This window comes from Bacillus cereus group sp. Sample62, from assembly GCF_036851315.1.
GTDB classification, from domain to species: Bacteria; Bacillota; Bacilli; order Bacillales; family Bacillaceae_G; genus Bacillus_A; species Bacillus_A wiedmannii.
Genome location: NZ_JAFLPK010000002.1, coordinates 47,506 through 59,441, shown reverse-complemented (window position 1 = coordinate 59,441; position 11,936 = coordinate 47,506). Strand labels below are relative to the sequence as shown.

Below are 11,936 nucleotides of genomic sequence, written 5' to 3'. Positions count from 1 at the left end.
GCTATTTGAAGTGTGTAATTTTTACATACTCAATTATTCTGTTATTAAAAAAATATAAAGAATATAAGGGGAAGTTATTTGTATTATGAAAAAGAAAAAAGAAGCATATTATGTACATGTGTATACGCTTAGAGACAAAAGTACAAAATCTATAAAAATAGAACCATGGCGCTCATTGAAAGAGGAAATGAATGTTTTGGGTCTTAAGGACAGTGATATTTTTCAAATTCAAATGGTATGGTACGATCCAAACAAAGAGGATAAAAAGAAATGAAATAAAACGGAACACGAAAAGTCCAATTTTATTTTTTGGGTGTAAATAAGGCTTGTTTTTTTAAAATCGTATTGCTATAATATAAATGTAATAAGATTTAACAATAAAATAAAAAAATAATCAGTTCGCATATAAGAGAAGACCTCAATATGCGCCATGTCCTTAGGGGACGTGTGCGTGTATTGGGGTCTTTTTGCGTTTTGCGAGCAAAAAACACCCGGAGGTGCAGGAATTATGTTGAATTGGTTGTCTGCAAAACTTATGACAACATCAGTAGGAGATTTTCTACTGGCAAAAACTAGTTTTGAGAAAGGTATTACTGGGCACACCAGTGGTACAGATGCTACCACTGTACAAAAAAGCATGAATACCCTTGTAACAACACTAATTGGTTTTGGGGGTATTTGGGTAGCAGCTTGCGTGGTATTTGCAGCTATTAAATTATCTGGTGCACAAGGTAAAAACCCTGAAAACCGTACACAAGCTATGATTGGTTTAGCTTGTGCGGCAATTGGAGGCTTTGTCATGATCAAAGCATACGACATCGCTTCTTGGGTTACAAAAATTTAACATAAGAGTTTGCAAAAGCTCTCCTCTATTTGGGGAGAGCTTCTCTTATACAAGGGAGGAAATAAAATGAGAAAAGTAACCGTTCCTGTTGATATGACTTCGGAACAAAAAACACTATTAGGTGTGCTGAGCAAACGCCAATTGATTTATCTATTGGGTGGAGGAGCATCCCTTTATTTATATGTGCCATTCTTATGGCGGCTATTTGCACCTTTTAATGCGGCAGTAGCATTTTTTATTTGCTTAATTTTAGCAATACCAACAGTAGTAGTTGTAATAACGTTTGCTTTTATTTATAAAGAAAAACAACACATGTATTTAGATAAATATTTACTTATCAAAATGCGAAGCCGTTCTGAAAAAGGTAAGTGGAGAAAAGGATACGAGCCAATTACATGGGTAAAGGAGAATTTATAGATGTTAGAAATGATATATTTTGCGGTGGTAGCCATTGTAGGGTTTTTCTTTTATCGGAAAATGAATGGAAAACCAATGTTTGGCTTTAAGAAAAAGGGGAAAAGTCAGGGCGGGGTAGAGAAACGTACTGCTGAAAAAAATGGAAAGAAAAATAAAAAGAATACGCCTGCTACAGAGGAAATTGATGAGGATAATGTGGACTTCTTTAGTGCTTTTGTAGAAGACATTAAGGAAGTTGAAAATCATATGATTCGTTATCATGATGATACGTTTGTCCTAATTGCAGAGGCACACCCAGTAAACTATTACCTTCTTTCCAATGCGGAACAAGAAGCGATTGATATCAAAATTGAATCATGGTTAACCACATTAGAGTTTAATACAAAGGTATATATCCAAAGTAAGTTTGTAGATTTAACAGATCCTGTACGAAAAATGACAGAAACAATGAAAGGTGCGAAGGACCTTACACCAGAGACAGTACTTTATGGGCAAGAAGTTATCGACAACCTAGAGTACTGGCAACGTTCGCAACCTCGATATGAACAAAAGCGATATTTAATTTATCCATACAAAGTGGATATTAGTACGATTACAGCTGATACAGAAGATGAATTGGAAGAAAAGATTGTAGATAAAGCGTTTAACGAATTATATCGTCGCTACAATGCTTCCCGAAATCTACTATCGAAAGCAAAAATTAGTGTAGAAATGTTAACGAAAGATAAATTAATAGAACTCTTATACGTAGCGTTTAACCGTCGTAAAGCGGTGAAAGCACGTTTCCAAGATTTAATTGAAAATGAAAACTTCTCTCTATATTCAACAGGTGAAACAAATGAGAGAAAACTAGAGTTAATGAAGAAAGTTCTAGCAGAAGAAAAAGCTGAAAAATCAAATAATGGGGTGGCATAAGTATGAAATTGTTTGGAAAGAAGAAAAAAGAAAAAAAGAAATTAGAAGCTGAAAAGAATGATGAATTGGAACTAGATGAGGAAGAGTACGAACAAGAAGAAGTTCCGCCTCAATTAGACAATCAAACAACTGTATTTGATGTCATTGCCCCAGAAGGAATGAAAATTGATGCAGAAGACTATGGGGTAATTAAGCAGTCATTAGGAAGTAATACTTTCTTCCGTCCATTTTATATTCCACGTGATGGATACCCTCGTATGATGCAAACCAATTGGCTGAACATGTTAACTTCAGCTGGAGAGGTTGATGTCATGATTGATATTCATAAAGAGCCAAAAGCAAAAGCGATGCGATCGTTAGATATGCAGCTGACGATGTTACGTTCGAACCTTTCTTTCCAACGTACACGCGGAAATATTGACCAAGAAAAAGACTTAGATGCAAAAATTCAGGATACAAACAATCTAATGGATGAAATTCAATTTAATGAGAATGACTCCTATATGGTAAGTACCATGGCCGTTGCATATGCTGACTCAAAGAAAGAATTAGATGTTTTATGTGAGTATATTGAAGATGAAATGCAAGCATCTCACTTTAAAATAGCGAGTACCTGGAATCGTGTGAAGAGTGGTTTGAAAGCGGTTATGCCACTAGGTGCACCAAATACTCTGCAAGATACATATCGAAATATCGATAGACGTGCTCTATGTACATTTGCTCCCTTTGTATCAGGATCCGGAAGATTTAACGGTGGTATACCAATAGGAAAGAACAAAATTACTGGCCAAGTAGAATTTTTAAATTCATTTGGTAACGCAGATTATCGTCCACCAAACTATAACATTGGTGTGACAGGGATTTCAGGTTCCGGTAAAAGTTTACTTTTAAAAATGAAGCTAGCTCGTGAAACATCACTTGCAGATACACATGCGATGATCATAGATCCAGAGGGGGAATTCGTAAAAATCACCAAACGATTAGGTGGTATTAACTTAAATATTTCACCTGAAAGTAATATCATTATTAATCCTTGTGCAATTGCAGTAACAGAACTTCAGATTACGGATAAAGATGAAGAGCTAGAAGCGCTTGAACAATATGACAAGAAAGAACTCGTAGAGCGTGATGGCGTGAAGTATGTAAGATTTGTGCCTATTTTAGAGAAAATTAATGAAATACTAGGATTCTTTGACATTATTATTCGCGGACAAGATTTTGATCAACCAGGATTAAATGTATTCCAGCGCACAATGTTAGAAGATGCGATTCGTGAAGTATTCAGTAAACATGGTATTACTTCTCACCCTTCATCTTTATATACGGATGAAGTGAAGAAGGTGGATGGACAATTAATTCAGTCTCAAGTGAGAAAGCCGGAGCCAGAGTTAAAAGAAATTTATGATGTGATAGTGGAAAACCATGGAGACGATGTGAAAGCAGAAGAGTTAATTGCTGCGATTCGTCCGTTTTTACGTGATGGCTCAAAACCATTATTTGATGGACAAAGTAATTTTGGACGCGGTGTAGAAACACAGTTAAACGAATCACGTGTTGTTAACTTTAATATTAGTCATTTAGAAGAGGGCTTCTTAAAGCCGATCGCCTTCCACGTTATCCTGAACTATATTTGGGAGCATTGGATTAAGAGTCCAGAACACGCTATCAAACGAAAAGTGTTATATGTGGATGAGATGTGGCAGTTTATCGACTATGAACAAACTGTTAACTTCTTAGAAAAAGTAGCACGTCGTTCACGTAAAAGAAATGCCGGTATGTGTTGGGCAAGTCAGGACTTTGTTCGTATTTTAGAAAATGTGAAAGCGCGTGGTATCTTGCAATCTACTTTCTCTTATTTCTTCTTAGAGCAAAATAAGATTGATAAGAAAAAAATCCAAGAGAACTTTAACTTAACTGCTGGGGAGCTTGACATTATTCTCAACAATCCAGGGAAAGGTGAAGGGATTTTCCGCATAGGAGATAGTTCAGTTTGGATTCAAACAGATCCATCAGATAAAGAAATGATGTTCATTGAATCCAATGAAGCCGTACTGCAAGAGCTTTTAAATAATATGAAGAAAGTACAAGGGTACGCAGGATAATAGCGTACCTTTGAAAAGGAAGGTGAAATTATGCTTGATAAGATAATAGGATGGGTCGGCGGCTTAATTGTTTCTATGGTCAAGACCTTTCTTTCTCCAATCTATAAATTAATTGATACTATCCCCGATTTAATTTTTGGTGGGGATAGTGCAAAATTAAATTTTTTATTTAAAGACGACACAGCTGGGAGTGTATTAAATACGGGATTACCAGTCATGTTTAAATTTGCAGCCTTTTTAGTCTTAGTCAGTGCTGTAATTGCTGGTGCAAAGTATTCAGCTGCTGCTATTAATCCAACAAATCGAACATATATCATTGAATATGCGAAGGATTTAATGATCGTTTCTATTTGTATATGGCATCTAGATTTCTTCTATAACATTATATTTGATATGAATACTTGGGTAGCATCGGAGTTTAAAAGAGCAATAGGAGAACAATCACTAGATGTTTTTAAACCAGGTCAGACAATTGCTGAATTGTCTATGGATAAAAATAAGGATGATTATTTATTTCAAATTTTTGCGATGTTGATTGAAGTTGGATTGTCACTTTGGGCAAACTTCTTCTATTTAATGCGAGCGGTATCTCTTTATATTTTGATGTTAATGGGACCGGTTATGGTTGGTATGTGGTTATTTCCTCAAAAGAAACAACAAACTCTATATTGGATGCGTGAATTTGTTGGTACAGTACTCATCCAAGGTATCCATGCGATTACTATATGGTTGATTTTTGTACTAGTAGGCAAATCAGATAATACCATTATTAAATTAATCTTATTTGCTATGTTTATTCCTATAGGTGAAATTGTAAAAGGGTTCATTGGTTTAAGTACAAATACGGCAGGAGCAGTAAATAGAGCAGGTACGATGCTTGGAATGGGCGCCTTAGCAAGTATGGCAGGTATCGTTAAAGGGATACGTGATGACCATCGTAGTAATAAAGAGAAGACAAAAGCTAGAAAAGAAGGCGAGGAAGATAAAAAAGAAGATGCTGATAACCCTAAAAACGCGTTGGGAGCCAATTTAGGGACAGATGTAGGTACAACATCTCGTGCAGCTCGTATGTTAAAAGCAGGTCAAATAGGAAGCATGGTTGGAAAAGCAACGGGCGGACTCGCGGGGTTAGCAATGGGCGCGGGACTTGGACCAGAAGGAATGGCAGTAGGGACATTTGCTGGAAGTAAAGCAGGTGGAGTTCCTGGTGCAGTAACAGGAAGAACATTGGCAGCTGGACTTGAAGGAGTTACTAGTGCTGGGAAGCATATTGGTTCGAGTGTGAAGAAAGGTTTAGATACGTATAAAGGGTTAAATGGAGAACAATATCCAGAGTTAACAGATGAAGATATTGCACAAGACTTAGCTACGAAAGATTTTGAAAATTGGAAAGCTGATAATCCTGATTCTGCAGTTGCGAGCCGTTTAAAACAAGCATTCCCTGGTGCATCCGATGCAGAGATTGCAAAAAAAGTAGCAAAAACAAATAGTGATCAAATGTCTCATTTCAAAAATCAGCGAAAACAAGATTTACAAAATATGAAGAAAAATGCTACACCATATGGAAACGCTAGAGATTTAGTTAACGCTGCAACTAACGCATTCCAAAAAGGATATGAGGCAGACCATAAAGATGCGTTTATGAGTCAATTACCAGAAAACATGTCAGCGGAAGAGAAAGAGAAAAAATGGAATGACCATCTAAACTCAAAAGTTCAAGGATTTAGAAATCATGCAGAACAAGCGGCAATAAAAGCTGGAGCAATGCCAGTTGATGCGAAAGATAAGCAAGGCAACAACCTGTTTGATAAGTCCTATGTAAATAAAGATGCCTTTGCTTCTCAACTTGCACTTGGAAAAGTTGGGAAAGCAGTTGAAGGAGTAAAAGGAGAAACACTAGAGAGTGGCCATCAAAATATGGGACAAGTAGACTCACTTGTGGGTGCATCCACTGCTGCATTTAAAAAGGCATATACAGCAGATCATAAGGCTGGATTCATGAAGCAATTCCCTGCAGATGTACCACAACAAGAAAAAGAGGCTGCATGGAACAAGCACTTGAGTCAAAAAGTGCAAGGGTTTAAAAATCATGCACAGAAAGCTGCCGAACAAGCAGGGATTGTGCAACAAAAAGATGGGACTAGCTATGCTAATAAGGAAGCTTTTGCTTCTCAGCTATCACAACAATTACAAAACAATCCAAATATAAATGCAATGGGTGTATCTAGTGTATCTGGCATTCAAAAAGCGGTAAATGGTGTGAAAACACATAGTTTAGCAAATGGATATGGAAACCAGAAACAAAAAGGTGTAAGTAATGTTGGGAATTTAGTACAAGCATCTACAGAATCCTTTAAACAAGGATATGCAGCAGAAAACAAAGCAAACTTTATGAAAAACTTGTCTCCAACTATGTCTCAAGCGCAAAAAGTAGAAGCTTGGCAGTCTCACTTGAATGATAAAGGGAATGAATTTAAAGCAGTCGCTCAGCAAGCGGCGGTACAAGCGGGTGCGATGCCTGTACAGGCAAAAGATACGAGTGGAAAGAGTCTTCATAATCAATCGTATGTTAATAAAGATGCCTTTGCTTCGCAATTGACAAAAGGTTTGCAAAGTCATGCAAGTCTTGGAACAGTGAGTCAACAAGTAGGTTCTGGAATTACTAGTGCGATTCAAGGTGTTCGTTCACACGGTGTTGCGACAGGTGGTGCAATCAATAAAGCTGTGTTTGCAGCTACGCAAACGCAAGCGAGTATGGCACGTGCTGGAAATCTGTCTGTTTCTGAAATTGAGCGCTCGTATGCGGATGCATCAGCTAGTGTAGCAAATATTTCGCAAAGTGCTGGGAAAATGACGATTCCAACTTCAGCAGTGGGACGTATGACACAGCAAAGTAAGATGGTTGGTGTAAGTATGATGGAAGGTGCCAAACATCTCGTGCATACAAAAGGTATGGAAAATGTATCACAAGCATACTTTAATGCATCTAGTGCTGTTCAGCAGGCTGGTGGAAATGCAGTACAAAGAGTGATGAGTGGAACTGCAGCTGCCGTTCATACTTCATTAGGAGGTAATGCAGCAGAACGCCATTACAATGTGACAAAAGGATTAAGCTATGCAGCAGGTGTAATTGGTGGTGCAGGTGCTTACCAAGCTACTGCACGTATGGTAAGTAAACATAATCCTTATAATAAAGCAGTTCAAACAGAAGCAAAAGAAATTCAAGAGATTAAGGGAATGGTACCAACAATAACAGATGCGACTGGAAGACAATCAGTTGCTCAAGGTGCAGTACGTCTTGTTACGACAAATAATAAGTCATGGATTGAAGCGAAAGATTCCAGTGGAATGACACAAGTTGTATCTCGTTATGGTAGTGGTGATAGTAGCATTCGTTCGGGACAAGTTGTATATCAAGACTTAAATATTTCGGATGGACAATTAACGCAGTACCGTAATGGTATGAAAGCAACACCAGCATATATTCAAGATTCTAGTGGTGGGAAAATTAGTATCAATCGTTCTATCAATATTAATCCAAACCAATTAGTAGGAAATCAAAATCAAAGACCTTTACAACAGAAACCAGTATTTAGTGAACCGCCACTTACAGTAAGTCATAAGGTAGACAATGGTCACTTCTATATGTCTGATTTAGACCAGGGGGGATACCAGAATGTGCAAATGGTGGTAGAAAGAGATCGTAGTTATATGGTTGCGACAACTACAGACGGTACAGTGTCACGTATTTCTCCGTTCGGAAAAGGAGATACACGATTACAAGCAAACCAAAGAATTGAAAGGGTTTGTGAAGTGAAAGATAGCAGTATTAAACCGAGAGAAGAAATCCTAGTAACTCATACACAGGACGAAGTTGTACGTACAGAGACACATTTGAATTTATCAGAACATGACCCACAAAACCTGATTCCATTTGCGCCAAACCCTCGCTTAGCACAGCGAAGAAGTAGAAATAATGAAAATGGAAAGTATGGAGTGACAAGTCTATGAGTCAAAATCCTAACGATCCAAATAACCAGAAGAAAAGTAACCCTTTAAAAGATGCGACATCTCACTTTATTAAGAAAAAAGGGATGCAGGCAAGCGGGAAAATGGCAAAAATGGCAGGAAAAGCAGGAAGAGCGGCAGCGAAAGCTGCTGCCAAACTGCTAAGAGCTGGTATAGTGAAAATTGTCGGAGCTATCGTGGGAGCAGTAGGATTGCCTGTTGCTCTCATTATGGCTCTTATTATTACTGTATGTGTGATTCTAGCATCTTTTGTACCATTTACCGATGATGAGAGTAAAACAGAAGAGCAAGTCAAAAAGTATATGGAAATTTCAATGGCACTAAACGTAGACTGGAAAGAGGTCGTCGCTTTTGACATGGCTCGGTATGATAATGATTTGACTGGAAAAGATCCGCATGATGCTATATCATATTTCTTGGATATCCAATATGAGGAATATACGGAAAAAGAGGTATGTGAGGCAGGGTCGAATGGTCCTTGTGAAAAAAAGAAAAAGGAGATGCAAAAAACCAAATCTGAAAGTTATTCCGGACCAGATGTAAAAAAGATATTGGGAGATACAGATTTTAAGAAAAAAATAGATGAAATTAATGCAAGTGGTAGTAAAAAAGTAACAGTTTCTTCTCATGGATTAGAAAAAGCGATGGAGCTTGCAAAGTTTAGTGAGAGTCAAAAAGATCGTGCGCGTGAGATATTAGCAGCAGGAATGTTAGAAGGAATGTATGGACATCTGGCACCTTCTAGTAATTTTGTTGGTGGTATGTGTGTAGGTAATGTGAGCCCTGGCGGAGAACCTGTTAACCTTAATGCCAAAGTTACAGGATACCTTCCTAAAATTAAAGAAATGGCAGAAAAACATGGTGTAGCTCAATATGTTGGTGTTTTGGCTGCCCAAATGATGCAGGAATCACAAGGAGAGGGAAGTGACCCGATGCAAGCTGCAGAAGGGCATTATGGAGACTTAAGTTCATATTGTATAGGTCTAAAAGGAAGTGCTCGTATAGGGTGTATTAAAGACCCCAATATTTCTATTGAAGCAGGCGTACAAGAATTTAAAGATGTTTTAGCAAAGGCAAATGGAGATATAGCACTTGCCTTACAAAGTTATAATTACGGTCCTGGATTCATTAGTTATGCATTAGCAAAAGGTGGATATTCAGAAGAAACAGCTATTGCGTTTTCTAGGGAGCATGCTGGTGAAAATCCAGCAGGTTGTTCTGATCCTAATAACTTCCGAACCAAAGTTGGAGCGTGTTATGGAGATTACACTTACGTTTCCAAAGTTTTGAAATATTATAAAGATTTAGGTTGTGTAGAATCTGGAGATGGAGAATGGATTTCCGATAAAGGTTGGAAATGGCCAACGAAATCAGGGCGTATTACAGATACATTTGATGCAGTTCGTGGTGGAAAGCAACATAATGCTGTAGATATTGGAGCTATGACCGCTGGAAAAGCTGGAGACCCCGTGTGGTCAATGGAAGCAGGTATTGTAGTCCAAGCAGGTAATGTAAATGGTGGAGGTCTAGGGGTTTATGTAGACCATGGAAATGGTATTGTATCTCGTTACTTACATTTGAGTAAAATATCAATTGCACAAGGAACCATGGTGACGAAAGGACAAATTATTGGAGAGATGGGTGGTTCTAACTATGATAAAAACACTGGTTTCCTTAATATGAATGGCTACGCTGTTCATTTAGATTTCCAAATTCGTATTAACGACCAACCAACGGATCCAATGAAATTCTTTAAGAAAAATGATGATCCAGGACTATCATCTGGTGGTTCTCCTATTATGACGAATGACAAACGACAAAAAGTATTAGCAGAAGCGAAAAAATGGCTTGGTCAAGGAAAAGTGAGATATGTCTTAGGGGATCGTAATCCGCCAGGAGGTACTTCAGATTGCTCAGGATTTACTCAGTATGTATTTAGAACAAGTATAGGTGTACAACTTGGAGATTGGACTGGTGCTCAAGTCGGACAAGGAAAACAAGTGCCAGACATCAATCATGCGCAACCAGGGGATCTAATTTTCTATGAAAATCCAGGGCATGTTGCGATTTATATGGGGAATCAAAAAATGATTCATATTGGTGATAATAAGGGTGTACAAATTACAGGTCTAAACTATACGGCAAGAGGACAACATATGACACAAATCCGTAATGTTATAGACTGATAAGGGATGAGAGTAGATGCAGAAAATAATCAACATTTTATCTAATATGCCTCGTAAATACTTGGTCATATTGGGGATTATCGTACTAGTGGCAGGTGTTGCCACCTATAATACCATTCATGATTATATGCTGAAATCACAAGTGCAAGAGGAAGAGCAAGTAAATCAAGATGAAATCGAGATGCTTGGAGATAAACCAAAGAGATTTGATACAAAAGAAGAAGAATATATTGCAAAAACAAAAACAGTAGAGGATTTACTACGAAAAATTTCTAATAGTAGTTATGATGTTCCATATTTGTTTACAAAGGCTGGATTTGGTATTGAACCAATGAAAATGACAAGTAATGAACGTATGCTTGCTACAGAAGCTGTTCAAAGATATTTCCTAAATGGAGATAAGTTTTACAACGCACGTATTACCAAAATTGACCGCGGGAAAAAAGTAGATACATTTCATATAGAGGTTTTAATACAACAAGTAAACTTCTTGGAACCACGACAATTTAAAATTCAGGTAAATCAGTATGCGCAAATTGTAACACCAATTGAACAAATACCACATGGACAAGAAGAAGTACCTGTGGATTAACTAAAAGATAAGGGTTGTGAATAAAAATCACAACCCTTATTAAAAAATATAAAGAGTACCTAAAAATATATATTGAATATTCTTAATTTTCTGATATAATAAAGTTATGGTTAAATGAAATTTATATATATTAGTTAAATGATATAGATGTGGAGGTAAAAATAATGAGATTATTATTAGGAACCGCAGCAAACTATTTTGCAGGATATTCATCTGGAAGAGGTTCGGGATTTTTAGGGACATTATTTGGATGGGCTTTATTGATAGGTAGTGGATACCTGTTGATCACAAATTGGGATAGTATCACAGTTTGGATGCACAGTTTAGATATTGTAACAGGGTTAGATGGTTATGAAGATATGAGCAATGGATTTATATTCATCTGCTTGCTTGTAAGTGGTTTTATTTTCATGCTATTGTTACCGGTCTTCGCAATTATATTAATAGTGGGTGTGGTATTCTTGAATATTGTCATCTGCACAATTGTATTATTAGTATCACCAAGTACATATAAAAAAAATAAAGATGTGGAGAGTGAATGGAAATGAGTACGATTTTAGTTTTAGGTGGTTCAAATGGTAGAACATTAGAGAAATTAGCGAAAAAAAGAGATTGTCAGGTGATTTTTCATGATGGGAAAAATCATGGTGGTGTAAAGAAAACGTTTCGTAGTGTCATAAGAAAATGTGATGTCATTGTAGTGCAGAAAGGTGCATGTGGTCATGTCTCTATTGATGTAGCAAAAGAATACGCAAAGAAGTATGATGTCCCGCTTTTATTTAATCAGGGTTTTGGAGGAACAGGCGCGTTAGAGATTGGTTTAAAGCATTTGCAAGCAGCATAAATTAGGT

Annotated in this window: 10 protein-coding genes; all 10 read left to right on the top strand. The window is 37.2% G+C overall.

What is annotated here, in order from left to right; translation table 11 throughout:
• The first annotated feature begins 85 nt into the window (after nt 1-85).
• Nucleotides 86-274 (top strand): hypothetical protein, encoded by a 189-nt coding sequence (locus tag J0835_RS27350; protein ID WP_000727317.1) that lies wholly within the window; start codon nt 86-88, stop codon nt 272-274.
• A 234-nt stretch (nt 275-508) separates the two neighbouring features.
• Entirely contained in the window at nt 509-844 is a 336-nt protein-coding gene (locus J0835_RS27345) for a hypothetical protein (protein ID WP_011167244.1), read from the top strand.
• Between the two features lie 66 nt (nt 845-910).
• On the top strand, nt 911-1,261 hold the full coding sequence (locus J0835_RS27340) for a PrgI family protein (RefSeq protein WP_001233525.1): 351 nt from the start codon (nt 911-913) through the stop codon (nt 1,259-1,261).
• A complete protein-coding gene (locus tag J0835_RS27335) occupies nt 1,262-2,176 on the top strand; it encodes a hypothetical protein (protein WP_000892014.1) in 915 nt (304 codons plus the stop codon).
• 2 nt (nt 2,177-2,178) lie between these two features.
• Nucleotides 2,179-4,278 (top strand): VirB4 family type IV secretion system protein, encoded by a 2,100-nt coding sequence (locus J0835_RS27330; RefSeq protein WP_000765113.1) that lies wholly within the window; start codon nt 2,179-2,181, stop codon nt 4,276-4,278.
• A gap of 30 nt (nt 4,279-4,308) precedes the next feature.
• Nucleotides 4,309-8,289, top strand: a complete 3,981-nt coding sequence (locus J0835_RS27325; RefSeq protein ID WP_000884608.1) for a hypothetical protein — start codon at nt 4,309-4,311, stop codon at nt 8,287-8,289.
• Complete coding sequence (locus J0835_RS27320) at nt 8,286-10,493, top strand: lysozyme family protein (protein ID WP_000081401.1); 2,208 nt, start codon at nt 8,286-8,288, stop codon at nt 10,491-10,493. Before J0835_RS27325 ends, J0835_RS27320 begins: the two co-directional genes overlap by 4 nt.
• A gap of 16 nt (nt 10,494-10,509) precedes the next feature.
• Nucleotides 10,510-11,085 carry a hypothetical protein gene (locus J0835_RS27315; RefSeq protein ID WP_002163382.1) on the top strand — a complete coding sequence of 192 codons (576 nt, stop codon included), beginning with the start codon at nt 10,510-10,512 and terminating at the stop codon, nt 11,083-11,085.
• 164 nt (nt 11,086-11,249) lie between these two features.
• Entirely contained in the window at nt 11,250-11,633 is a 384-nt protein-coding gene (locus J0835_RS27310) for a hypothetical protein (protein ID WP_001237977.1), read from the top strand.
• Nucleotides 11,624-11,929, top strand: a complete 306-nt coding sequence (locus J0835_RS27305; RefSeq protein WP_000426066.1) for a DUF2325 domain-containing protein — start codon at nt 11,624-11,626, stop codon at nt 11,927-11,929. Before J0835_RS27310 ends, J0835_RS27305 begins: the two co-directional genes overlap by 10 nt.
• The last annotated feature ends 7 nt before the right edge of the window (nt 11,930-11,936 follow it).

Bases quoted from the DNA above. Each gene is read 5' to 3' on its own strand.
- J0835_RS27345 (WP_011167244.1), top strand. From the start codon at position 509: ATGTTGAATTGGTTGTCTGCAAAACTTATGACAACATCAGTAGGAGAT.
- J0835_RS27315 (WP_002163382.1), top strand. From the start codon at position 10,510: ATGCAGAAAATAATCAACATTTTATCTAATATGCCTCGTAAATACTTG.
- J0835_RS27310 (WP_001237977.1), top strand. From the start codon at position 11,250: ATGAGATTATTATTAGGAACCGCAGCAAACTATTTTGCAGGATATTCA.
- J0835_RS27335 (WP_000892014.1), top strand. From the start codon at position 1,262: ATGTTAGAAATGATATATTTTGCGGTGGTAGCCATTGTAGGGTTTTTC.
- J0835_RS27320 (WP_000081401.1), top strand. From the start codon at position 8,286: ATGAGTCAAAATCCTAACGATCCAAATAACCAGAAGAAAAGTAACCCT.
- J0835_RS27305 (WP_000426066.1), top strand. From the start codon at position 11,624: ATGGAAATGAGTACGATTTTAGTTTTAGGTGGTTCAAATGGTAGAACA.
- J0835_RS27325 (WP_000884608.1), top strand. From the start codon at position 4,309: ATGCTTGATAAGATAATAGGATGGGTCGGCGGCTTAATTGTTTCTATG.
- J0835_RS27330 (WP_000765113.1), top strand. From the start codon at position 2,179: ATGAAATTGTTTGGAAAGAAGAAAAAAGAAAAAAAGAAATTAGAAGCT.
- J0835_RS27340 (WP_001233525.1), top strand. From the start codon at position 911: ATGAGAAAAGTAACCGTTCCTGTTGATATGACTTCGGAACAAAAAACA.
- J0835_RS27350 (WP_000727317.1), top strand. From the start codon at position 86: ATGAAAAAGAAAAAAGAAGCATATTATGTACATGTGTATACGCTTAGA.